This window comes from Roseovarius sp. A-2, assembly GCF_002072155.1.
Lineage (GTDB): Bacteria > Pseudomonadota > Alphaproteobacteria > Rhodobacterales > Rhodobacteraceae > Roseovarius.
The window spans coordinates 25,605-45,852 of the sequence record NZ_BDIY01000015.1 but is presented as its reverse complement, the minus strand read 5'-3'; the positions used below and the strand labels follow the sequence as shown (position 1 = coordinate 45,852).

24 protein-coding genes are annotated in these 20,248 nt (G+C 64.7%); 13 read left to right on the top strand and 11 right to left on the bottom strand.

Features of this window, described 5'->3' with window-relative positions; translation table 11 throughout:
* Window positions 1-85: 85 nt before the first annotated feature.
* Window positions 86-1,039 carry a LysR family transcriptional regulator gene (locus tag BHD06_RS15460; RefSeq protein ID WP_080457875.1) on the top strand — a complete coding sequence of 318 codons (954 nt, stop codon included), beginning with the start codon at window positions 86-88 and terminating at the stop codon, window positions 1,037-1,039.
* On the opposite strand, the gene BHD06_RS15455 is transcribed toward BHD06_RS15460, so the two are convergent.
* The 4 genes from BHD06_RS15455 to BHD06_RS15440 all read right to left on the bottom strand — a co-directional run bounded on the left by BHD06_RS15455 (window position 996) and on the right by BHD06_RS15440 (window position 3,027).
* Window positions 996-1,505: a periplasmic heavy metal sensor gene (locus BHD06_RS15455; RefSeq protein WP_080457874.1), complete on the bottom strand. Its 510-nt coding sequence runs from the start codon at window positions 1,503-1,505 to the stop codon at window positions 996-998. The two genes, BHD06_RS15460 and BHD06_RS15455, sit on opposite strands and share 44 nt — an antisense overlap.
* Window positions 1,505-1,870 carry a hypothetical protein gene (locus BHD06_RS15450; RefSeq protein WP_080457873.1) on the bottom strand — a complete coding sequence of 122 codons (366 nt, stop codon included), beginning with the start codon at window positions 1,868-1,870 and terminating at the stop codon, window positions 1,505-1,507. Before BHD06_RS15450 ends, BHD06_RS15455 begins: the two co-directional genes overlap by 1 nt.
* Window positions 1,860-2,453: an RNA polymerase sigma factor gene (locus tag BHD06_RS15445; RefSeq protein WP_080457872.1), complete on the bottom strand. Its 594-nt coding sequence runs from the start codon at window positions 2,451-2,453 to the stop codon at window positions 1,860-1,862. Before BHD06_RS15445 ends, BHD06_RS15450 begins: the two co-directional genes overlap by 11 nt.
* A 79-nt stretch (window positions 2,454-2,532) precedes the next feature.
* Window positions 2,533-3,027: an EF-hand domain-containing protein gene (locus tag BHD06_RS15440; protein WP_080457871.1), complete on the bottom strand. Its 495-nt coding sequence runs from the start codon at window positions 3,025-3,027 to the stop codon at window positions 2,533-2,535.
* 232 nt (window positions 3,028-3,259) lie between these two features.
* Between BHD06_RS15440 and BHD06_RS15435 the strand changes: the two genes are divergently transcribed.
* Both BHD06_RS15435 and BHD06_RS15430 read left to right on the top strand, forming a co-directional pair.
* Window positions 3,260-3,649 carry a DUF983 domain-containing protein gene (locus tag BHD06_RS15435; RefSeq protein ID WP_080457870.1) on the top strand — a complete coding sequence of 130 codons (390 nt, stop codon included), beginning with the start codon at window positions 3,260-3,262 and terminating at the stop codon, window positions 3,647-3,649.
* Window positions 3,650-3,672: 23 nt separating this feature from the next.
* On the top strand, window positions 3,673-4,365 hold the full coding sequence (locus tag BHD06_RS15430) for an NUDIX hydrolase (protein WP_080457869.1): 693 nt from the start codon (window positions 3,673-3,675) through the stop codon (window positions 4,363-4,365).
* A 250-nt stretch (window positions 4,366-4,615) separates the two neighbouring features.
* On the opposite strand, the gene BHD06_RS15425 is transcribed toward BHD06_RS15430, so the two are convergent.
* From BHD06_RS15425 to BHD06_RS15415, 3 genes are all read right to left on the bottom strand, one after another.
* The gene (locus tag BHD06_RS15425; RefSeq protein ID WP_080457868.1) at window positions 4,616-5,518 is read right to left on the bottom strand and encodes an EamA family transporter; all 903 of its coding nucleotides are present in this window, start codon (window positions 5,516-5,518) and stop codon (window positions 4,616-4,618) included.
* Between the two features lie 128 nt (window positions 5,519-5,646).
* Entirely contained in the window at window positions 5,647-6,552 is a 906-nt protein-coding gene (locus tag BHD06_RS15420; RefSeq protein ID WP_080457867.1) for a fatty acid desaturase, read from the bottom strand.
* Window positions 6,545-6,751, bottom strand: coding sequence for a DUF2061 domain-containing protein (locus BHD06_RS15415; protein WP_080457866.1), 207 nt, complete (start codon window positions 6,749-6,751; stop codon window positions 6,545-6,547). The genes BHD06_RS15420 and BHD06_RS15415 overlap by 8 nt, the downstream gene beginning before the upstream one ends.
* A 107-nt stretch (window positions 6,752-6,858) precedes the next feature.
* Between BHD06_RS15415 and BHD06_RS15410 the strand changes: the two genes are divergently transcribed.
* The gene (locus tag BHD06_RS15410) at window positions 6,859-7,716 is read left to right on the top strand and encodes a helix-turn-helix domain-containing protein (protein WP_080457865.1); all 858 of its coding nucleotides are present in this window, start codon (window positions 6,859-6,861) and stop codon (window positions 7,714-7,716) included.
* Here the strand turns inward: BHD06_RS15410 and BHD06_RS15405 are convergent.
* Together BHD06_RS15405 and BHD06_RS15400 are read right to left on the bottom strand one after the other, a co-directional pair.
* Window positions 7,713-8,498: an inositol monophosphatase family protein gene (locus BHD06_RS15405; protein ID WP_080457864.1), complete on the bottom strand. Its 786-nt coding sequence runs from the start codon at window positions 8,496-8,498 to the stop codon at window positions 7,713-7,715. The genes BHD06_RS15410 and BHD06_RS15405 overlap by 4 nt on opposite strands.
* A 68-nt stretch (window positions 8,499-8,566) precedes the next feature.
* On the bottom strand, window positions 8,567-9,610 hold the full coding sequence (locus tag BHD06_RS15400) for an aldo/keto reductase (RefSeq protein WP_080457863.1): 1,044 nt from the start codon (window positions 9,608-9,610) through the stop codon (window positions 8,567-8,569).
* Between the two features lie 151 nt (window positions 9,611-9,761).
* Between BHD06_RS15400 and BHD06_RS15395 the strand changes: the two genes are divergently transcribed.
* Window positions 9,762-10,502, top strand: coding sequence for an SDR family oxidoreductase (locus tag BHD06_RS15395; protein WP_080457862.1), 741 nt, complete (start codon window positions 9,762-9,764; stop codon window positions 10,500-10,502).
* A gap of 4 nt (window positions 10,503-10,506) precedes the next feature.
* Here BHD06_RS15395 and BHD06_RS15390 read toward each other — a convergent pair whose 3' ends face one another.
* Window positions 10,507-11,550, bottom strand: coding sequence for a LacI family DNA-binding transcriptional regulator (locus BHD06_RS15390; protein ID WP_254892441.1), 1,044 nt, complete (start codon window positions 11,548-11,550; stop codon window positions 10,507-10,509).
* Window positions 11,551-11,752: 202 nt separating this feature from the next.
* Here BHD06_RS15390 and BHD06_RS15385 point away from each other — a divergent pair, with 202 nt between their 5' ends.
* The 8 genes from BHD06_RS15385 to BHD06_RS15350 all read left to right on the top strand — a co-directional run bounded on the left by BHD06_RS15385 (window position 11,753) and on the right by BHD06_RS15350 (window position 19,294).
* Window positions 11,753-12,721, top strand: a complete 969-nt coding sequence (locus BHD06_RS15385) for a TRAP transporter substrate-binding protein (protein WP_080457861.1) — start codon at window positions 11,753-11,755, stop codon at window positions 12,719-12,721.
* 64 nt (window positions 12,722-12,785) lie between these two features.
* Window positions 12,786-13,286, top strand: coding sequence for a TRAP transporter small permease (locus tag BHD06_RS15380; RefSeq protein ID WP_080457860.1), 501 nt, complete (start codon window positions 12,786-12,788; stop codon window positions 13,284-13,286).
* Entirely contained in the window at window positions 13,283-14,569 is a 1,287-nt protein-coding gene (locus BHD06_RS15375; RefSeq protein ID WP_080457859.1) for a TRAP transporter large permease, read from the top strand. The genes BHD06_RS15380 and BHD06_RS15375 overlap by 4 nt, the downstream gene beginning before the upstream one ends.
* Window positions 14,566-15,456 (top strand): L-threonate dehydrogenase, encoded by an 891-nt coding sequence (ltnD, locus tag BHD06_RS15370; protein ID WP_080457858.1) that lies wholly within the window; start codon window positions 14,566-14,568, stop codon window positions 15,454-15,456. The genes BHD06_RS15375 and ltnD overlap by 4 nt, the downstream gene beginning before the upstream one ends.
* Window positions 15,456-16,706: a 3-oxo-tetronate kinase gene (gene otnK / locus BHD06_RS15365; RefSeq protein ID WP_080457857.1), complete on the top strand. Its 1,251-nt coding sequence runs from the start codon at window positions 15,456-15,458 to the stop codon at window positions 16,704-16,706. The genes ltnD and otnK overlap by 1 nt, the downstream gene beginning before the upstream one ends.
* Window positions 16,703-17,347, top strand: a complete 645-nt coding sequence (otnC, locus tag BHD06_RS15360) for a 3-oxo-tetronate 4-phosphate decarboxylase (RefSeq protein WP_080457856.1) — start codon at window positions 16,703-16,705, stop codon at window positions 17,345-17,347. Before otnK ends, otnC begins: the two co-directional genes overlap by 4 nt.
* Window positions 17,347-18,120, top strand: a complete 774-nt coding sequence (locus tag BHD06_RS15355; RefSeq protein ID WP_080457923.1) for a hydroxypyruvate isomerase family protein — start codon at window positions 17,347-17,349, stop codon at window positions 18,118-18,120. Before otnC ends, BHD06_RS15355 begins: the two co-directional genes overlap by 1 nt.
* A gap of 418 nt (window positions 18,121-18,538) precedes the next feature.
* The gene (locus BHD06_RS15350; protein WP_080457855.1) at window positions 18,539-19,294 is read left to right on the top strand and encodes a reverse transcriptase domain-containing protein; all 756 of its coding nucleotides are present in this window, start codon (window positions 18,539-18,541) and stop codon (window positions 19,292-19,294) included.
* Here BHD06_RS15350 and thyX read toward each other — a convergent pair.
* On the bottom strand, window positions 19,291-20,202 hold the full coding sequence (gene thyX, locus BHD06_RS15345) for an FAD-dependent thymidylate synthase (RefSeq protein WP_080457854.1): 912 nt from the start codon (window positions 20,200-20,202) through the stop codon (window positions 19,291-19,293). The genes BHD06_RS15350 and thyX overlap by 4 nt on opposite strands.
* Between the last annotated feature and the right edge of the window lie 46 nt (window positions 20,203-20,248).

The window sequence follows — 20,248 nt, the reverse complement described above, 5'->3', positions numbered from 1 at the left end:
GCTATAACTGTCTCCCTCTTGTTGCAGGCGCAGCATTGTGAGACAACTTCATTAAATTCATGGTTTGAATGAGGCGCGCTAATATATGCATATCGAGTTCCGGCATCTCAGGACGATCCGCGCCATCCACCGGGCCGGCGGATTGGCGCGGGCGGCGGACTTGTTGCACATCACGCAATCGGCCCTCAGCCATCAGATCAAGGGGCTGGAGGATCAGGCCGGGGTAGAGCTTTTCGTGCGTCGTTCCAAGCCCTTGCGCCTGTCGGCAGCGGGGCAGCGCCTGCTGCGGCTGGCCGAAAAGATCCTGCCCGAGATCGAGGCGCTGGAGTATGAATTCGAAGGGCTGCGCGAGGGCAGCGCGGGGCGGATGCATATCGCCATCGAGTGCCATGCCTGTTTTGAGTGGCTCTTTCCGGTGCTGGAGCGGTTCCGCAAGACCTGGGGCGAGGTGGATGTGGACATCCGCCCCGGCCTCGCCTTTGACGCGCTGCCCGCGTTGCAAAAGGAAGAGGTCGATCTGGTGGTGTCCTCGGACCCCGAGGTTCTGCCGGGGATCACGTTCAAGCCACTCTTTGATTACGAGCCGGTCTTCGTGGCCTCAAGCCAGCATCCGCTGGCGCAGAAATCCTATGTCGAGGCCAATGACTTTCGCGACGAGGTGCTGATCACCTACCCGGTGGACCGCTCGCGGCTGGATGTATTCACCGAATTGCTGACACCGGCCAAGGTGGAACCCAAGAGCATCCGGCAGGTGGAACTGACGGCGGTGATTCTGCTGCTGGTGGCGTCCAATCGCGGGGTGGCGGTTCTGCCCGACTGGGTGGTGCGAGAGGTCAAGACGAGCACCGATTACGTGACGCGGCCGCTGACCGCAGAGGGCAAGACCAAGCGGCTCTATGCCGCGATCCGCGACGAGGATGCGGACAAGCCCTATATGGCGCATCTGATCCGTCTGGCACGGGAAATACCCGTGCGGTTGCAGCGCGGTGTGCAGGTCACTCCTTCCGGTGACGATCCCGGCGTTCGCGGTATTCCCTGATTCGTTTCTCGAGCCGGTCGGCATAGGCCGCGCGGTCGGCGTCGCTCATCGCGGCAAGATGGTCCAGAAGCACCTCCTGTCCCATGGCAAAGCGCGCGGCGAAGCCTTCACGATGCTGCTGCATGCGCCGGGTCACTCGCGCGGGATCGAAGGGTACCGCGCGCAGATCGCTCACCAGCGCGTCGAAACTGGTCCCGATATCCGCCTGGTCGGATCGCGTCTCGCGCCAGACCTGCCGCATGCGCTGCCCGATCTCGCGGCGGTCCTCGTCGCTGAGCGCACGGGTCAGCGGCCCACCCGCCATATCGAGCCGAGAGGGATGATGCCCGTGATGGCCGCCATGGCGCAGCGCCCATCCGGCGACCACCCCCACGACCGCGAGATTGGCGGCGAGCGAGACCACCAGAAGGAGGCGCATCCAGCTGCCCGTACCGGGCTTGTCCTGAAGGTCACGTTGGTTTTCCATCAGAATTCTCCTCCAGCCAGATCAAAAGTCATTTCTGGTGTGATATCAACAAGATAGGTGGCATCGTCCGGGCCGAGAAGCCCTTCGGGAAGGGCAGTGCCGATCCAGATACCTGTCAGCGCCGCCGTGGCCAGACCCGCCATCGCCGGCCAGCCGCCAAGCAGGCGATAGAGACGTGCCGCGATGCCGGGACGCGGGGCAGGCGTATGGACATGGACGAGACCGACGGTCGAGTGGGCCTGCCGCGTGGCATCCGCATCCGCGAGCACCCGCGCCAGAAGGTCCGGCGAGGGGGCGGGGGCTTGTGCGCGCGCGGCCTCGAAAAAGGCATCGAGCCCCCCGTTTGTCTGCTCCTTATCGCTCATCGACATATCCCAACTCCTTTTGCCGCCCGGCGAGCGCCGCGCTCAGCGCGCGTTTGCCCCGCGAGGTCAGACTTTCCACGGCCTCGATCGTGATTTCCATGATCTCGGCGATCTCCGGGTTTGCCAGCCCCTCGATATGGCGCAGCACCACCGCCTGACGCTGCCGCTCGGGCAACGTGTCGAGCGCGGCCTGCAACGCCTCGGCACGGGCGCGCTCCTGCAATGTCTCATCGGCGCTCGCGCGCTCGTCCGCAGGCTCCGGGATGGCGTCAAGCGCGACCGGGCCGCCCCGCGCCCGGCGCTGCCGGTCGATGCACAGATTAGCCACGACGCGGTAAAGCCAGGTGGTCACTTTCGCCTCGCCCTGCCGCCAGTCGCGGGCCTGTTTCCACAGCCGCAACATCGCCTCCTGCGCCACATCCTCGGCCTCGGCCCGGTTGCCCAACAGGCGGTACGCATGCGCCATCACCCGCGGTGTCAGCCGCAGGGTCAGCACGCGCGCCGCCACGCTGTCGCCATTGGCAAACAGCACGAGCAGCGCCTCGTCGGGCACGTCGTCATGGGCGTCGAGCGGCATCGTCATGGCCCCCAAGCCTATCCTTCAGACCGGTTACTGACCAGCGTGGCAGGCACGGGCGCCGGGCCTGCCACGCCAGGCACGCTTACTCGGAGGCCTTGCCACCCTGCTTCATGCCGTGATGCTTGCCCCGCATCTCGCGCATCTTGGCGAACTCCTCGGCGCTGATCGCGCCATCGCCATCGGCATCGACGCGCTTGAACATCTTGCCCTGACGGTCGGCGCGCATCTCGTCCATGCTCAGCTTGCCGTCGGCATTGGCATCATGCCGCTCGATCATGTGATCGGCGTGTTTGGCCATCCGCTCGGCCCGGCGCTCCATCATCCGCGCGATCAGTTCCTCGCGCGACAGCGCCCCGTCGCCATCACTGTCGGCCCCGTCAAAGCGCGCCTGCATGTGGCCCGCCATTTCCTCGGGCGTGATCTTGCCATCGCCGTCGGTGTCAAGCTCTTCGAAGCTGTGCTGCATCCGCATGCCGCCATGATGTTCGCCGCCCTTGTGGTTGGCCGCCTCAACGGCACCCAGCCCGCCAAGGCTGATGGCCGTGGCCAGACCTGCGATCAAAACCATGTTGTTCATCGTGACATCTCCTGCTTTCTAGTGATGTGTCAGTTATCTTGAAACGCGCCGACATCCGGGCCGTTTCTGCAAGGTGATACGCGCGCGGCTCGAACTTCCGGCGCGCCGGATCGATTTATTTTGCATCGTATTGCGATTGATTTGCGACATCGCGCCGCAAGGGCAGGCTGTCACCTTTCATCCCGCCCTCGCATTCGCCATATTCACGCCAACGTTATGAAAGGCCGCCCCGATGCGCGATACCACCGCCGTACCGACCGATCGCCAACTCTGGCCCGCCCTGCGCCGGGGCTTCTCTCGCAAATGCCCAAATTGCGGCAGCGGTCCGATCCTCAAGAGCTATCTCAAGCTGCGCGAGACCTGCCCGGTGTGCCGCGAGGATCTGAGCCATGCGCGCGCCGATGACGGCCCTGCCTATCTGACGATCCTGATCGTCGGGCACCTGATGGCACCGCTTCTGCATATCGCCTTCGTCCAGTTCCGGCCCGAGCCGCTGGTGCTTTTCACGATATTCGGTATTGGCACGATCACGCTCTCGCTCTACCTTCTGCCGCGTCTGAAAGGGGCCATCGTGGCCTTTCAATGGGCACGACTGATGCACGGGTTCAGTGACAGCCGTTAAGCCCTGCACGCGGAAGGGCGACCATGAGCGAGATTGACAAGAGTGGTGTCCGCGATGCGGCGACGGTTATCGTGTTGCGCGATGAGGCGCGGCCGCATGTCCTGATGGGACAGCGCGGCGCGCAGGCGGCGTTCATGCCCAACAAGTTTGTCTTTCCCGGCGGTGCCGTGGATGCGGGCGACGCCGATATTCCGCTTGTCCGGCCCTTGCCCGCCCTGTGCACCGAGCGTCTGCGCGAAGATTGCGGGCGCGATATCGCCCACGCCCTTGCCGCCGCTGCGGTGCGAGAGTTGTGGGAGGAAACCGGGCTTGCCCTCGGCCAGGCCGGGGACTGGCCGGGCGAGGTGCCGCCCGATTGGCAGGGCTTTGCCGCGCGCGGTCTCCTGCCGCGTGCCGATCCCTTGCAATTCGTGTTTCGCGCGATCACCCCGCCGGGCCGCCCGCGCCGGTTCGATGCGCGATTCTTTCTCGTTCATGCCGAGGCGCTCGCCGGTGACCTCGACGATTTCGGCGCTGCATGCGAGGAGTTGAGCCACCTGCAATGGGTGCCGCTTGCCGACGCGCGCCGCTTCGATCTGCCCTTCATCACCGAGGTGGTGCTGGCCGAGGTCACCGCGCGGGCGCATGACCGCACCCCGCCCGCCTCGGTGCCGTTCTTTCGCAACGATGACGAGGAGAGCCTGTTCTTGCGGCTGAATGGGATGGGGTCCGATTGAGGCTGTTCGTCGATTTTGGCCTTCAGCCGACCTTGGTTCGACAGACCCGGCGCGGAACAAGGCCGGAGGCCGCCGCGCCATCGCCAGGCCGCCCCCACGGACTGGCGATTTGTCTAAGTCCGCGCGCCAATCAGAGTTATTCGGATTTGGCAGACATAAAGTGCCCTGAAACCGCGTAAGATCACCAGTCCGCGGCCTGGCAATGTCGCGGCTCACAGCAACGACAGCTTAAGGCCAGACCTGTCTTTCGTTACCGCAACATCACCACAGCGATCACCGACAGGGTGATGAGTGCCATCCCCCAACCTTCGCGCCGGGTGATCCGTTCGCCGAACACCAGAACCGAGGCGAAAAGCGAGAAGATCACCTCGACCTGCCCCACGGCAAACACCATCGCGGCATTTTCCAGCGTGAAGGCGGTGAACCAGCACAGGCTGCCCGCCATGCCGGTCAGGCCCATCCACACCGCCGTGCGGTGCGCGGCGATCACCCGCCCCACCTGTCCGGGCTCGCGCCAGATCAGCCACAGTGTCAGCGCCACGGTCTGCATCACCGTCACCACCGCCAGCGCGAGCCCCGCGCGCAATAGCGGATCGGAGCTTGCGATTTCCAGCGTGGCACCGCGATAGCCGACAGCAGAGACCGCAAAGAAGGCCCCCGACGCCAGCCCCAGAAACGCCGCGCGATTGGTAAAGCGCCGCCACCACCGCGCCTCCAGTCCCGGTGTCTCCGACAGGATCAGCACGCCCAGAAGGCCCAGCACGATCGCCGCCAGCCCCCAGACCGTGATCCTGTCGCCTAGGATCACAAGGCCCACGATGGCGGTCTGCACCACCTCGGTTTTCTTGAAGGTGATGCCCACGGCGAAATTGCGCTCGGAGAACAGCGCGACGACACACCATGTGGCGAGGATCTGCGACAGGCCACCGGCCACGGCATAGAGCCAGAAGAGCGGGCTGTATCCGGGCCAGACCGCGCCCGTGGCCCAGAGGTAGCCAAAGGCCAGCGTCACCACGAAGGGCGCGGAATAGAAGAACCGCGCCAATGTCGCGCCGCCCGCGCTGAGCGCGCCCATGCTGAGATGTTTCTGCAGCATGAAGCGCAAAGTCTGAAAGGACGCCGCCGCGACCGAGAGAATGATCCACAGGTCCATCCCCCCCTCATGCAACGTGACGCCGCGATTGACCAGAGCGCGCTGCGGGTGCCGTGCGGCGGTCTTCGGCCTTGTTCCGCGCAGTTGCTTCAATCAATGTCCCGTCCAGGCCAACGGCACCCAGCCCCTCAGCCGCGCCGCCACGGCCAGAGCGGATGCGCCACCGGGTCCTTGGCGCGCCACAGGTAATCGCGGAAGATTTGCCCGTAGGAACGGTACACATAGCCGCCGTTGCGCCGTTGGTAATGGTCGCGCCGCGCGGCATAGAGCGCGGGCAACCGATACCACGCCACCTCCGGGTGCATGTGATGCACCACATGCAGGTTGTTGTTCAAAAACAGCAGGGCCAACGGTCCCCGATCCTCGATGATCACCGTGCGCCCGCTGGCCTTGTCATGCGCGCGATGTTCCAGAAAGGTGCGGATCTTCAGCAATGCGATGCCCAGCCAGACCGCCAGCAGATAGGCCCAGAGCGGCATCGGCGCGTAGGCAACCCAGGCCAGCACCACTGCTATCTGCGGCAGATGCCACACCCATGCCCGCAGCACGGCGCGGTCCCCGGCCCGGATCGCCTGCCAGTCAGCGCGCAGAAACGCCCATTGCGCGATGAACGGCCCCAAAATCATACGCCCCGCCAGCGTGTTGTTGGCGCGCAGCACCGCCCGGCCCCAGCCGGGCAGCCGGTCCCAGATCCGGGGGGCGAGAAAATTCGATTCCGGGTCGTCATAGGGATCGGTCAGATGCTCCTCTCTGTGATGTGCCAGATGCGTGTCGCGGAACCGGCCATAAGGAATGAGCAGGCATAGGCAGGGAAAGACCACCGCCTCGTTCCAGAGCCGTTGCCGGAACGGATGCCCGTGCAGCGCCTCGTGACAGAGCGAGGAATGCAATGCGATGGCCAGCCCGGTGACGATCATCCCCAGTGGCAGCCAGAGCGCCGCCGCCCATGTGGTGCCAAAGATCCAGCCGCCGTAACAGGCGACGAGCAACAGCAGGGTGGGCCATTCCACCGCCCCACGGCGCACCTCATCCATGGCAGCGCCCCCAGTCGATGCGCGACCAGACGCGTTCGTAAAGCACATAGGTGATAAACCCGATCACCGTGTTGATCACCGCCATCACCCCGCCCGCCGTCAGCGACCCGGTGACGATCAGCCCTACCACCGCCATGACCGAAAGCCCGATCAGGTTCCAGATCACCGCCTTCACGATGCTGCGCAATCGCGTCTCCATGACACCTCCATTTGATTGAACGATGCGCAGAGAATGCTTGCAAAATGATTGACCGGCCATTTCGGAAATGGTTAACATTTTTCCGCAATTGTGATTAATATCACCATATGACCAAAAAAATCGACAAACGCCTGCGGGCCACCCTGTTTCGCACCCGACTGGCCGAGGCGATGCGCCAGCGCGGCAGCAATCAAAGCGCGCTCGCCCGCGCCATCGGGGTGGATCGCTCCACTGTGTCACAATTGCTGACCGGCACCGGCGCGCGCCTGCCCAATGCGCAGGTGGTGGGCGAATGCGCGGGCGCGCTCGGGGTTTCCGCCGACTGGCTCCTGGGCCTCACCGATCGGCCCGAGACCGCCGCCGACATGCTCGCCAACACCCTGTCGCTGACCGAAGCCCCCCGCGCGCTGGTCGACGAGCAGATTTTCCAATGGCACAAGGAGGCGGCGGGCTACAAGATCCGCCACGTCCCCGCCGGCCTGCCCGACATGCTCAAAACCCGCGAAATGCTGGAGTGGGAATACGCGCCCCATCTTGGCCGCTCTACCGATCAGGCCATCGGGGCCTCCGAAGACCGCATGGCCTGGATGCGCGCCGCCCGTTCGGATTACGAGATTGCCCTGCCGCTCTTCGAGATCGAGAGCTTTGCGCGCGGCGAGGGCTATTACCGTGACCTGCCCGACGATATCCGCCGCGCGCAACTCGATCATTTCATCGCCGTGACGTCACAGCTCTATCCCGGCTTGCGGCTCTATCTCTTTGACGCCCGCCGCCTCTATTCCGCCCCGATCACGATTTTCGGGCCGCTCCTCGCGGTGCTCTATCTCGGGCGCAATTACCTGGTGTTTCGCGATACCGAACGGGTACAGGCGATGACCCTGCATTTCGACGGGTTGCTGCGTGAGGCGGCGGTGACCGCGCGGGCCTTGCCCGATCACCTGCGGCACCTGCGCGCTGAGGTCTAGCCCCGGATCGTCTTGGTGAACTTGTCGAACAGCGGCTCGTTGGCGCAGATCACCGCGCCATCGCCAAGGATATCGCCGCCCTTGCTCAGCGGCTCGATGAACCCGCCCGCCTCGCGCACGATGATCACGCCCGCCGCCAGATCCCAGGCGTTCAGGCGCCGTTCCCAGAACCCGTCATAGCGCCCCGCCGCCACATAGGCCATGTCGAGCGCCGCCGATCCCCACCGCCGCACGCCCGCACAGCTGGGCAGCAGCCGGGCCAGATCCTGCAAGGTGTCGGGCAGGTCCGCGCGCCCGCCAAAGGGCAGGCCGGTGGCAAAGATCGCCTCGATCATCTTGTGACGACCAGAGACGCGCAGCCGCCCCTCGTTCATCCAGGCCCCGGTGCCCTTTTCGGCAAAGAACGCCTCGTCTTTGGAGGGATCATAGATCACGCCCGCGACCACCTCGCCCTTGTGCTCGAGCGCGATCGACACCGCCCAATGCGGCAGGCCGTGCAGGAAATTCGTGGTGCCGTCCAATGGATCGACGATCCAGCGGCGGGTGGGGTCCTGGCCCGGCTCCTCGCCGCCCTCTTCGGCCAGCCAGCCATAAGTCGGGCGCGCGCCCATCAACTCGGTCTTGAGGATCTTCTCGGCAGCGATATCGGCGCGGCTGACGAAATCGCCCGCCCCCTTCATCGAGACCTGAAGGTTCTCGACCTCGCGGAAATCCTTGGCCAGCGCCCGCCCCGCCTTGCGCGCGGCCTTGAGCATCACGTTGAGATTGGCACTGCCTACCATGGCTTTCGCTCCTTCTGGGTCAGGGCGCGCGTATACGCCGGGCATGGCCCCCAGACAAGGGGGCAGGATCAATAGGGCATGGGATGGGCGCGATGTGCGGCGTCGAGATCAGACAGCACCTCGTCGGTAAGCGTGATATCTGCCGCACCAAGCGCCAGATCGAGCTGATTCATGCTGGTCGCGCCGAAAATGGCCGAGCACATGAAAGGCCGCGTCAGGCACCAGGCCAGCGCCATCTGCACCGGATCGAGCCCGTGCTTGCGCGCCACGCCCAGATAGGCCTCGACCGCCGCAAACGCGCGCGGCCCCTTGCGCCCGCCCAGATCGGTGTTGATCGTCATGCGAGAGCCTTCGGGCAACGCGCCGCCCTGATACTTGCCGCTGAGCAGCCCCGCCGCCAGCGGCGAAAAGGCGAGCAATCCGACATCCTCGTTCACGCTCAGTTCGGCAAGGTCGGTGTCAAAAAGGCGGCACATCAGCGAATATTCGTTTTGGATTGACGCCACGCGCGGGCCATGCCCGGCCTCTGCCAGCCGCAGCCATTGCGCGGTGCCCCAGGCGCTCTCGTTCGACAGGCCAAAGGCGCGGATGCGGCCCTTCTCGACCTCGCGGCTCAACGCCCCGAGCGTTTCTTGCATATGCGCGAGCGTCACTGCGCGGTCCTGCCCCGAGGGGTCATAACTCCAGTTCTGGCGAAACATGTAGCTGCCACGGTTCGGCCAGTGAAACTGGTAGAGGTCGATATGATCGGTTTGCAGCCGTCGCAGCGATCCCTCGACCGCCTCGGGGATGGTGGCGGCGGAAATCGGCGCGCCGTCGCGGGCATGGGCAAAGCCGATGCCGGAATGCTTGGTGGCGAGGATCACGTTGTGCCGCTGACCTGTCCGGGCGAACCACTCGCCGATGATCTCCTCGGTGCGCCCGGTCGTCTCGGCGCGAACGGGGGCGGTGGGATACATCTCGGCGGTGTCGATAAAATTGACGCCCCGTTCCAGCGCGCGGTCGATCTGCGCGTGCCCCTCGGCGGCGGTATTCTGCGCCCCCCATGTCATCGATCCTAGGCAGAGCGCGCTCACCTCCATGCCGGTGCGCCCCAGCGGTCTTTTCTGCATGTCCTGTCCCTTGCTCTGTCGTGTTGCGCGGCACTTTAGGTTGTTGGACCGGATGTTCAACGCTGGACCTTGCCACAAAAACCATTTTCCAAATCCAGCCGTTTCGTGTCACGTGCCAACTAGATCGACCACAACAGAAAGGACTTCTCCCATGCGGCTCAACGGCAAGACGGCAATCGTGACGGGCGCGGGTTCGGGCTTTGGCGAAGGGATCGCGCGGCGCTTTGCGGAAGAAGGCGCACAGGTGCTTGTCGTCGATATCAACGCCGAGGCCGCCGCGCGCGTGGCCGCAGCGCATGGCGGCATCGCCCATACCTGCGATGTCTCGGACGGCGTGCAGGTCGATGCGATGATCGCCGAGGCGCAGGCACGGATGGGGCATGTGGACATCCTCGTCAACAACGCCGGTGTGACCCACATGCCCAGCCCCCTCGAAGACGTCAGCGAGGCGGATTTCGACCGGGTCTTCGCGATCAACTGCAAATCGGTCTATCTGACCGCGCGTGCGCTGGTGCCGCAGATGAAGGCGCGCGGGCAGGGGGCGATCCTCAACATCGCCTCGACCGCCGGGGTCTCACCGCGCCCGCGCCTCAACTGGTACAACGCCTCCAAGGGCTGGATGATCACCGCGACCCGCACGATGGCCGTTGAACTCGCCCCCATGGGCATCCGCGTCAACGCGCTCAATCCGGTGGCGGGCGACACGCCGCTGCTCAAGAGCTTTATGGGCGAGGATACCCCCGAGATGCGCGAGAAATTCCTCTCGACCATCCCAATGGGTCGGTTTTCCACGCCGCAGGATCTGGCCAATGCCGCGCTCTACCTGTGTTCGGACGAGGCCGGCATCGTCACCGGCGTCTGCATGGAGGTCGATGGCGGGCGCTGCATCTGAGCGCTCAGGCGGTCGCGCCGGGGATCAGCCGGAAATCGACATTGGTCACGCGAGGCGGTCTGCCCCCCGCCAGCCGGTCGAGCAGATGCGTGGCGGCAACAAAGCCGATATGCTCGCGCTGCGAGGCAATGGTGGTCAGCGGTCTGGGCAACGCCTGCCCGATGCTCAGCCCGTTGAACCCGGCAAGCGCCAGTTCCTCGGGTACCGCAATGCCCGCCGCCTGACAGTGAAACGCGCCGCCCACGGCCATGTCGTCATTGGAGAAAAACACCGCCTCGGGCGGGGTTTCGGCCTCGGCCAGCAGCCGCGCCAGCCCTTCACGCCCCAAGGACACCGTCGAGGGGCCGGGCAGGCACAGCACATTGCCAAGCGTCACGCCGACCTCTCGCAACCCGTCGCGAAACCCGTCGAGCCGCTGCGTGGCGCGGAAATCGGTCTCGATCCCGTGGCCCAGATAGGCAAAGCGCCGATAGCCGCGCCCGGCAAGGTAATGCGCCATCGCCCGGCCGGCCCCATAGTGCGAAATGCCCACCGCCATGTCGGCGCTCTCGGCATCGACATCCATAATCTCGACCACCGGTAGATCGGCTGCCGCCAGCAGGCCGCGCGTGACATCGGTCTTGCGCGCGGGCGCGATCACCAGACCGGCGGGCCGCCACGACAAAAGGTCCCGCAACAGCCGCTCCTCGCGCAGCGGATCGTAATTGGAAATGCCCAGAATGGGATGATAGCCGTCGCCCTCCAGCCGGTCCTCCAATCCCTTGAGCACATCGGCAAAGACGATATTGGACAGCGAGGGCAGGATCACGCCCACCTGCCGCGACGCGGCCCCGGCCAACGTCCCCGCCAGCCGGTTGGGCACGTAGTTTAGCGCGAGGGCGGCGCGCTCCACCCGGTCGCGCGTGTCGCGTGCAACAGGGCCGTCGCGGCGCAGCGCGCGGCTTGCGGTGATTTCGCTCACCCCGGCGGCGCGGGCCACCTGAGACAGGGTGGGGCGGCGTGTCTGCGTGTCTTGTCGGTCGTCGTCCATCCCGCGAAAATGCGGCATTATGGTACCGCTGTCATTCCAAATCTGAGTCACATGTTACAATTTCAGGTGTTCCGTGACCGTATTGACAGCGCTGTCATAACCTGTATCCATCTTCCCAGACGCGACTGAACTGGCGTTCGCCCGCCGCTTGCGTCAAGGGAGAGGGTGAAGACACGGGCCCGGGGCATCGACCCGCCGGGCCGACAACAGGAGGAGTTTCATGAAACATTTCGCAGTCGGCGCGCTTGCCGCGCTTTCGCTCGCCACCGCAGGTCAGGCGCAGGAAAACATCGTCATCGGCCATTCGCTGTCGCCGCAATCGCATTATGGTGTCGGTGCGCAGGCCTTCATCGACACGCTGGCCGAACTGTCGGGCGGTGCCTTCACCGGCGAGCAGGCCCCGGCGGGCCAGTTGGGCGGTGAACGTGACATGATCGAGGGGCTTCAGATCGGCTCGCTCGACGTGGTCATCACCTCCACCGGCCCCTTGGGCAATTTCGTGCCGCAGGTCTATGCGCTCGACCTGCCGTTCCTCTTTCGCGACTACGATCACGCGCGCACCACGCTCGACGGTGAGATCGGGCAGGAACTGCTTGACGAGATCGGCAAGAACAACCTCGTCGGGCTTGCCTGGTCGGAAAACGGCTTTCGCCACGTGACCAACTCGCAGCGCCCGGTGCGCACGCCCGAGGATCTCGACGGGCTGAAGCTGCGCACGATGGAAAACCGCGTCCACATGGCCGCCTTCGAGGGCATGGGTGCCGCCCCCACGCCGATGGCCTTTCCGGAACTGTTCGGCGCGCTGCAACAGGGCGTGGTCGACGGGCAGGAAAACCCGGTGACCGTGATCACCGCGTCGAAATTCTGGGAGGTGCAGAACTACGTCTCGTTGACCGGCCATGTCTATTCGCCAGCCGTGGTGCTGGCCTCGCCGATCCTGTTTGACGGGCTGACCGAGGAACAGCAGGGCTGGTTCATGGAGGCTGCCAAAGCCTCCGCCGCCGCCACCCGCGCCGAGGTCAACCGGCTGGAAGAGGCGGGCGTCGAAATGCTGCGCGAGAACGGCATGGAGGTGATCACCGATATCGACAAGGCCCCCTTCGCCAAGCTCGCCGCCGAAAGCTCCTATTCGGTCTATACTGACCAGTATGGCTCCGAGATGGTGGACCGCATCAAGGCCGTCGAATAACGTCCCTGTCACGGCAAGGGTCGGCGCGCGGCGCGCCGACCCGTTTTCTTTCGAGAGGGCGGCGATGACACTCTTTCTCAGGTTCGAGGCGATCACCACCGGCATCGCCCTGCGGCTCGCCATCGGCTTTCTGCTGATCGCGACCGCGCTCGCGCTCTATCAGGTGACGACACGCTTCGTCTTTGGCCACCCCTCCACATGGTCCGAGGTGATCACCCGTTCGGCGATGATCTGGTCGGTCTTCCTTGGCGTCGCCCCGGCCTTTCGCGAGGGTACGATGATCGCCGTCGAGATTGTGCAACGCATCCTGCCACCGCGCCTCGGCTTTCTTCTCTATCTGGTTGCGTGCAGCCTGACGATTACCTTCTTCGCGATCCTGTTCTGGCAGGGCTGGGCGATGACCGAGCGGGTCATGGGCCAGAAACTCGCGGCACTTGAGATTTCCATCGCCTGGGTCTACGCGGCGCTGCCCGTAGGGTCGGTCTTCATCCTGATCGCCGTTCTGGGCTGCGCGCTGCGGGCGATCCGGTTCGGCGGGTTGCAGCCGGTGGAGACCGACGCATGAACCTCGCCCTTGCCCTGTCGCTCGCGATCTTCTTTCTGGCGGGCGTGCCGATTGCGGTCGCCATCGGCTTCGCTTCGGTCCTCGGGATCGAGGCGCATGGCCGCCTGCCGCTCCTGCTGGTGGCGCAGCGCATGTTCACCGGCATCGACAGCTTTCCGCTGATGGCGATTCCGCTCTTCATCCTCGCGGGCAACCTGATGTCGGCGGGCGGCATCTCGCACCGGCTGGTGGAACTGGCGAAATCCATCGTCGGCGGCATTCAGGGCGGGCTTGCGGCCTCCTGCGTGCTGACCTGCATGATGTTCGCCTCGGTCTCGGGCTCCTCGGTTGCCACTACCTTTGCCATCGGTGCAATCCTCATCCCGGCGATGGTCAAGCACGGCTATCCCAAACCTCTCGCCGCCTCGGTGCAGGCCAGCTCCGCCGAACTGGGCGTGCTCATTCCGCCCTCGATCCCGCTCATCCTTTATGGCGTGTCCACCGACACCTCGATCGGCCAGCTTTTCATCGCGGGCATCGGGCCGGGGGTACTGGTGGCGGGCGCGCTTATGGCGCTGGTACTGATCCTGTGCCGGGTGCGCGGCATCGGGCTTGAGGACGGGCGCAACCGGCCCCCTCTCGGCCCCGCGCTCAAATCCGCACTGCCCGCTCTGATCGTGCCCTTCGTCATTCTGGGCGGTATCTATTCCGGCATCTTCACTCCGACCGAGGCAAGTGCGGCGGCGGTCGCGGCGGCGGTGATTGTCGGCATGCTCTTCTACCGCGAATTGCGTTTCGCCGACCTGCCGCAGATCCTCAAGAAAACCGTGCTCGCCACCTCGGCGATCATGCTGATCATCTCGGCGGCGGCGCTGTTTTCCTTCCTCATCACCCGCTCGGGCCTGCCCAACGAAATCGCGGCGTGGTTCAAGGACGTGTTCGAAAGCCGCATCGCCTTTCTGTTGGTGGTCAACCTGATGCTGCTGGTGATCGGCATGTTCATCGAGACCTCGGCGGCGATCCTCGTGCTGGCCCCGATCCTCACGCCCATCGCCATCGGCTACGGTGTCGATCCGGTGCATTTCGGGCTGGTGATCGTGGTCAACCTCGCGCTCGGCATGATCACCCCGCCGCTCGGCGTTAATCTCTTCGCCGCCTGCGCCGTGGCAGACCTGCCGGTCGAACGGATCATCCCGCAACTGGCGTGGTTCGTGCTGACCGTCTTTGGCGCGCTGATGATCATCACCTATGTCCCGGCGATCACGCTCTGGCCGGTCGACCTGGTATTCGGAGGCACACCATGACGCGGATCGTTCATTTCGCGGGGCTCGGCTCGATGGGGCTCGGCATGGCGCAATCGGCGCTGCGCGCGGGGCTTGAGGTATACGGATTCGACCCCGACCCGTCGCGCGTGGCCGAATTGACGGCTGCAGGGGGGCAGGCACTCACCCCCGATCGCCCCCCGGCCGAGATTCTCGTCTGCGTCGTGCTCAACGCCGATCAGATGCGCGCGGCGCTCTTCGGGCCGCAAGGCTGGGCACGCCATCTGGCCCCCGGTGGCACCATCCTCGGCTGCGCCACCGTGCCGCCTGATTTCGCCCGCGAGATGGAGGGTGAGGCAACGCGCGCCGGTCTCCACTATCTCGACGCGCCGATTTCTGGCGGGGCCGCCAAGGCCGCCGAGGGGCGGCTCTCGATCATGGCCTCGGGCAGCGTGCAGGCGTTCGACGGCGCGGCCCCCGTGCTCGACGCTATGGCCGAAACCGTGCACCATTTGGGCGACAGCGCAGGCGCAGGCTCGGCGATGAAGGCGGTCAATCAATTGCTCGCGGGCGTGCATATCGTCGCCATGGGCGAGGCGCTCAGCTTCGCCGCCTCGCAGGGGCTCGATCTCGCCCGTGTGCTCGACATCATCCGCGTCTCGGCAGGCACGTCCTGGATGTTCGAGAACCGCGCGCCGCATGTGATCGAGGCCGATTACACCCCGCGCTCGGCGATCACGATCTGGCCCAAGGATCTGGGCATTGTCACCGCCATTGCTGGCGCGGCAAACCTGCCCCTGCCGGTGACCGAGGCGGCGCTCACGCAATACCGCGAGGCCACCGCCGCCGGTCTGGGAGCAGAGGACGACGCCGCCATCACCAAACACATCGCCGCCCGCGCGGGCGTGAAACTGCCGGGGGACGGGTGATGCTCCTGGGCTGTATCGGCGACGATTTCACCGGATCCGGCGATCTCGGCAACACGCTGGCCCGCGCGGGCATGCGCACGGTGCAATATGTGGGCGTGCCGGACGGCCCCGCCGACAGCCATGTCGAGGCCGGGATCGTCGCGCTGAAATCCCGCTCCCTCCCGGTGGCCGAGGCGGTGGCGCAATCGCGCGCTGCACTCGACTGGTTGCGCGCGCAGGGCTGCACGCAGTTCCTCTTCAAATACTGCTCTACCTTCGATTCCACCCGCGAGGGCAATATCGGCCCGGTGGCCGAGGCGCTGGCCGAGGCATTGGATGCCACCCGCGTGATCGTCTGCCCGGCCTTCCCAGCGACCGGCCGCTCGGTCTACCAGGGGCATCTCTTCGTCAACGACCGCCTGCTGAGCGAGAGCGGCATGCAGCATCACCCGCTCACCCCGATGACCGATCCCGATATCCGCCGATGGTTGGGCCATCAGGTGCAGGGCCGCGTCGGCCATGTCGCGGCAGGCGTGGTAGGGCAGGGGGCAGAGGCCGCCCGCGCGGCGCTTGATACCGAACACGCCAAGGGCCATCGCCTGATCGTCGCCGACGCCATCACCGATGCCGATCTCGTGACCCTCGGGCAGGCGGCAGCCGACCTGCCGCTCATTACCGGCGGATCGGGCATCGCCATGGGCCTGCCCGGCAATTTCCGGGCGCGCGGGCTGCTCTCGGGCAGCACCGCCACGTGGCGCGGGCAGGCGGGGCCGGTGGTGGCGCTGTCGGGCTCTTGCTCTGCGGTCACGCGCGAACAGGTCGCCCGCCACGCTGCCCGCCACCCGGCGCGCGAGATCGAGGCAGGCGCGCTCATGGCCGGAGAGATCGACGCCGAGGCGCTCGCCGATTGGGCCATGGCGCAGGACGGCATCCCGCTGCTTTACTCTTCCGCCGATCCCGATGCCGTCCGGCGCGCGCAGGACCGCTTCGGCACGGCGCAGATCGCCACCCGGATCGAGACGCTCTTCGCCGCGCTCGCCCGCGCGCTCAATGCGCGCGGAGTGACCCGCCTGATCAGCGCGGGCGGCGAAACCTCGGGCGCGGTGGTCGAGGGTTTGAGCCTCGCCCAACTCGAGATCGGGCCCGAGATCGCCCCCGGCGTGCCGATGATGCGCGCGGGCGACGCCCTTGTCGTCACCCTCAAATCCGGCAATTTCGGCGGGCCGGATTTCTTCACCGACGCCGCCCGCATGATGGAGGCCCCGCAATGAGCGACAGCACGCTGCGCGAGGATATCTGCTTTTGGGCGCAGTCCCTCTTTGACCGGGGACTGACCGGCGGTGCGTCGGGCAATATCTCGGTCCGCACCGGGGATGGCGGGCTTTTGGTCACCCCCACCGGCGTCAGCATGGGGCGGCTCGATCCCGCCCGGCTCAGCCGGTTTGATGCGGCGGGGCGGCACATCTCGGGCGATGCCCCGACCAAGGAAATGCCCCTGCATTCCGCGTTTTATGAGACACGGCGCAGCGCGGGCGCGGTGGTGCATCTGCATTCCACCCATTCCGTCGCCCTCTCGATCCTGCCCGAAACCGACCCCGACAACGCCGTGCCGCCGCTCACCGCCTATGCGGTGATGCGGGTCGGCAAGGTGGCGCTGCTGCCGTTTTTCGTGCCGGGCGATGCGGGTATGGCCGACGCGATCCGGGGCCTTGCGGGCCGACGCGCGGCGGTGTTGCTGGCCAATCACGGCCCCGTCGTGGCGTCAAAGGATCTGGAGGCGGCAGTATTTGCCATGGAGGAACTGGAAGAGACCGCGAAACTGGCACTTCTCCTGCGCGGCACGGGCGCACAGCCGCTCGACTCGGATCAGATTGGGCAGGTCGTGCGCAAGTTCGAGGTGGATTGGGACTGATGCGCTTTTCCGCCAATCTCGGGTTTCTCTTCACCGACCGGCCCCTGCCCGACGCGATCCATGCCGCCCATGCGGCGGGGTTCGATGCGGTCGAATGCCACTTTCCCTATGACAGCGATCCGGGCGCGGTGCGCGCGGCACTCGACGCCACCGGGTTGTCGATGCTGGGGCTCAACACCTGGCCGGGCGACCGCGACGCGGGCGAGTTCGGCCTTGCCGCGCTGCCCGGTCGCGAGCCGCAGGCGCACGAGGCCATCGCGCAGGCGGTGGGGTATGCGCAGACCATCGGCGCCGGGGCTGTGCATGTCATGGCCGGGCGCACCGATGGCGGGGCAGGGGCCGAGGCCACGTTCCGCGACAACCTCGCCCATGCCTGTGATCTGGCCGCACCGCACGGCATCACCATCCTGATCGAGCCGATCAATCGCCGCGACGTGCCGGGCTATCACCTGTCGCACTCCGCCCACGCCGCCGAGGTAATCGCGGCGCTTGGGCGGGATAATCTGCGGCTGATGTTCGACTGCTATCACCTGCAAATCATGGAGGGGGATCTGTCGCACCGGTTCGAGGCGCTCTTGTCGATCATCGGCCATGTCCAGATCGCGGGCGTGCCCGACCGCGGCGCGCCGGATGCGGGTGAGGTCGACCTCGGCTGGCTGCTGGCGCGGATGAAACGGCTGGGCTGGACCCGCCCCATCGGTGCCGAATACCGGCCCGCCGGGGGCGACACCGAGGCCAGCCTCGGCTGGCTGCCCCGCTTTCAGGCGATCTGAGGGGGGCGGCGGCAAGGCCGTAGGGCGGGATTTCACCCCGCCGATGGGGTGTGGGGGGGGATGGTGCGTCGGAAGGCCACCCTACAGATGCTATTGCAGGGCGCTGACCAAAAAGCTATCAAACAGTTCCTCGGCTAGAACGGGTTCCTTACGCAGCTTCTTTGGTCAATCACCGGATTCCCCGTTGTGCGATCCTTGGGTTGCCTGATGCGACAGCTTTTGCAATTCCGTGTTGTCGTCAGTTGGGGGGCGTTCAGGCAGTTCTGAGCGCTTAGCCGCCGAGGTGAGGAGACCGGCATGAAGAAACATCTTCTTTATGTTCGGCTGGTTCGGGAATACTTGTTCTTGATCCTTGTGGCTGTGAAGCTGCTTGTGATCCTAGTCAAGTACCTCGGACCAGCCCTCAACTGGGACAGGCATGCGAAACTTCAATCATAAGATTGACCTAGGCAACGGGAAATGGGCCTATGTTCAAGAAAAGCATCTAATCCCTCATGCTCGTAGAATGACAAACCTAATCATTGAGCGAGCAAGGTTCCCCAAGTTCTATTTTCACTTTCACAGTGGCGGGCACGTCATGGCAAGCAAACTCCATAGTGAGAATAGTTTCTTTTCGCATATCGACCTTGAGAGGTTTTTTTACCACGTCAGCAAAAACAAGATTGTGCGATCGATGAAAAAGGTAGGATTTGGTTTCCGCGAGGCGGAAGGTTTCGCCGTAGTCTCAACAGTTCGATCCGAAAAGGGTTTCACCCTACCCTTTGGCTTTGTTCAGTCGCCAGCGTTAGCAGCGCTTGTTTTAGATCAGTCCCAGTTGGGAAAAACTCTTCGAGAGATTGCTCCTAATGTTCAGACAACGCTGTACGGAGATGACATTCTTTTGTCGTCTAAGAACGAGAAAACCTTAAGGGAAGCCAGCGATAATGTCTTACTCGCTTGCCAGAAAGCGAACTTCCCAACGAATCAGGAAAAGACGAAAGTTGTACAAACGAAAATCACCGCATTTAATATAAATATCTCAAGAAATTGCCTCGAGATTACTGAGGAACGAATGAATGACTTCTACGTAAATATTCGACATTTAGGCAATTGCCCGACCACGCAAGGCATTTTGGGATACGTGAGCCGGGTAAACCAACGACAGGCTGAAGATCTTCAAAAATTACTACTTTAATTATTCTTGAAAACCCCCTCAAACTCCCGCCATTCCCCCTTGCTCATGCCGCTATTCTCCTGCGTCACCTCTTCCCCCTTCAACATCCGCCGCACGCACTCAAGCGCCGTGGCCGAGAGCGTGGCACCGCCCATGCGGTAGTCGGCGAAGGCTTTGTAGGCGGCGGGCACCCAATCGGCGACGATGTCGCAGATCGCGTCGGCATAGACCCGGATTTCGTATTGCGCGTGGGCATCCGCCCGCAGCCGCAGGAAATGCAGCAGGTTGTGCAGATCGACCTTCCAATACCATTGCGTATAGATATTGGCGGGCAGGTTCATGCGGGCCAGTTCGCGCGCCAGCCCCTGCTGCCCCTCTTGCCCGATCATCGCCTCGTAATGGTCATAGCAGCGCATCGCGTCCTCGGTCAGCAGGCGCAGCACGCGGTCGGCCTCCTCACCCTCCAGCGCCGCGCCGCGCCCCTGATTGTTGGTGGTCGATTGCGCCGCCAGCGCGTCGGGCGCGGGGATGTAGAACTCCCGGTCGAGGATCGAGTAGCGGGCGGAATATTCGTTGACGTTGGCGGTGCGGTGCCGGATCCACTGCCGCGCCACGAAAACGGGCAGTTTCACATGCAGCTTGATTTCGCACATCTCGAACGGGGTCGAATGCCAGTGCCGCATCAGGTATCGAATAAGCCCCTCGTCATTGCTGACCGATTTGGTGCCGCGCCCGTAGGATACCCGCGCCGCCTGACAGATCGCGGCATCGTCGCCCATGTAGTCGATCACCCGCACGAAACCGTGATCGAGCACCGGATGCGCGGTATAGAGGTGTTTCTCCATCCCCGGGGCGGTGGCGCGCAGGGTCTGCTGCGTCTCACTGCGTTGCGCGTCGATTTCGGCCTGCTGGTCTGGGCTGAGGGGCATGGCGGGGCCTTTCATGGGCTGGTCATTGTCTGGTCATGGGCTGAGA

What these genes read in the sequence shown, in the direction of transcription:
- BHD06_RS15380 (WP_080457860.1), top strand. Translation starts at nt 12,786, where the DNA reads ATGACACTCTTTCTCAGGTTCGAGGCGATCACCACCGGCATCGCCCTG.
- BHD06_RS15445 (WP_080457872.1), bottom strand. Translation starts at nt 2,453, where the DNA reads ATGACGATGCCGCTCGACGCCCATGACGACGTGCCCGACGAGGCGCTG.
- ltnD (WP_080457858.1), top strand. Translation starts at nt 14,566, where the DNA reads ATGACGCGGATCGTTCATTTCGCGGGGCTCGGCTCGATGGGGCTCGGC.
- otnC (WP_080457856.1), top strand. Translation starts at nt 16,703, where the DNA reads ATGAGCGACAGCACGCTGCGCGAGGATATCTGCTTTTGGGCGCAGTCC.
- BHD06_RS15460 (WP_080457875.1), top strand. Translation starts at nt 86, where the DNA reads ATGCATATCGAGTTCCGGCATCTCAGGACGATCCGCGCCATCCACCGG.
- BHD06_RS15450 (WP_080457873.1), bottom strand. Translation starts at nt 1,870, where the DNA reads ATGAGCGATAAGGAGCAGACAAACGGGGGGCTCGATGCCTTTTTCGAG.
- otnK (WP_080457857.1), top strand. Translation starts at nt 15,456, where the DNA reads ATGCTCCTGGGCTGTATCGGCGACGATTTCACCGGATCCGGCGATCTC.
- thyX (WP_080457854.1), bottom strand. Translation starts at nt 20,202, where the DNA reads ATGCCCCTCAGCCCAGACCAGCAGGCCGAAATCGACGCGCAACGCAGT.
- BHD06_RS15400 (WP_080457863.1), bottom strand. Translation starts at nt 9,610, where the DNA reads ATGCAGAAAAGACCGCTGGGGCGCACCGGCATGGAGGTGAGCGCGCTC.
- BHD06_RS15435 (WP_080457870.1), top strand. Translation starts at nt 3,260, where the DNA reads ATGCGCGATACCACCGCCGTACCGACCGATCGCCAACTCTGGCCCGCC.
- BHD06_RS15395 (WP_080457862.1), top strand. Translation starts at nt 9,762, where the DNA reads ATGCGGCTCAACGGCAAGACGGCAATCGTGACGGGCGCGGGTTCGGGC.
- BHD06_RS15440 (WP_080457871.1), bottom strand. Translation starts at nt 3,027, where the DNA reads ATGAACAACATGGTTTTGATCGCAGGTCTGGCCACGGCCATCAGCCTT.
- BHD06_RS15455 (WP_080457874.1), bottom strand. Translation starts at nt 1,505, where the DNA reads ATGGAAAACCAACGTGACCTTCAGGACAAGCCCGGTACGGGCAGCTGG.
- BHD06_RS15420 (WP_080457867.1), bottom strand. Translation starts at nt 6,552, where the DNA reads ATGGATGAGGTGCGCCGTGGGGCGGTGGAATGGCCCACCCTGCTGTTG.
- BHD06_RS15405 (WP_080457864.1), bottom strand. Translation starts at nt 8,498, where the DNA reads ATGGTAGGCAGTGCCAATCTCAACGTGATGCTCAAGGCCGCGCGCAAG.
- BHD06_RS15410 (WP_080457865.1), top strand. Translation starts at nt 6,859, where the DNA reads ATGACCAAAAAAATCGACAAACGCCTGCGGGCCACCCTGTTTCGCACC.
- BHD06_RS15355 (WP_080457923.1), top strand. Translation starts at nt 17,347, where the DNA reads ATGCGCTTTTCCGCCAATCTCGGGTTTCTCTTCACCGACCGGCCCCTG.
- BHD06_RS15390 (WP_254892441.1), bottom strand. Translation starts at nt 11,550, where the DNA reads ATGCCGCATTTTCGCGGGATGGACGACGACCGACAAGACACGCAGACA.
- BHD06_RS15425 (WP_080457868.1), bottom strand. Translation starts at nt 5,518, where the DNA reads ATGGACCTGTGGATCATTCTCTCGGTCGCGGCGGCGTCCTTTCAGACT.
- BHD06_RS15385 (WP_080457861.1), top strand. Translation starts at nt 11,753, where the DNA reads ATGAAACATTTCGCAGTCGGCGCGCTTGCCGCGCTTTCGCTCGCCACC.
- BHD06_RS15430 (WP_080457869.1), top strand. Translation starts at nt 3,673, where the DNA reads ATGAGCGAGATTGACAAGAGTGGTGTCCGCGATGCGGCGACGGTTATC.
- BHD06_RS15350 (WP_080457855.1), top strand. Translation starts at nt 18,539, where the DNA reads ATGCGAAACTTCAATCATAAGATTGACCTAGGCAACGGGAAATGGGCC.
- BHD06_RS15375 (WP_080457859.1), top strand. Translation starts at nt 13,283, where the DNA reads ATGAACCTCGCCCTTGCCCTGTCGCTCGCGATCTTCTTTCTGGCGGGC.
- BHD06_RS15415 (WP_080457866.1), bottom strand. Translation starts at nt 6,751, where the DNA reads ATGGAGACGCGATTGCGCAGCATCGTGAAGGCGGTGATCTGGAACCTG.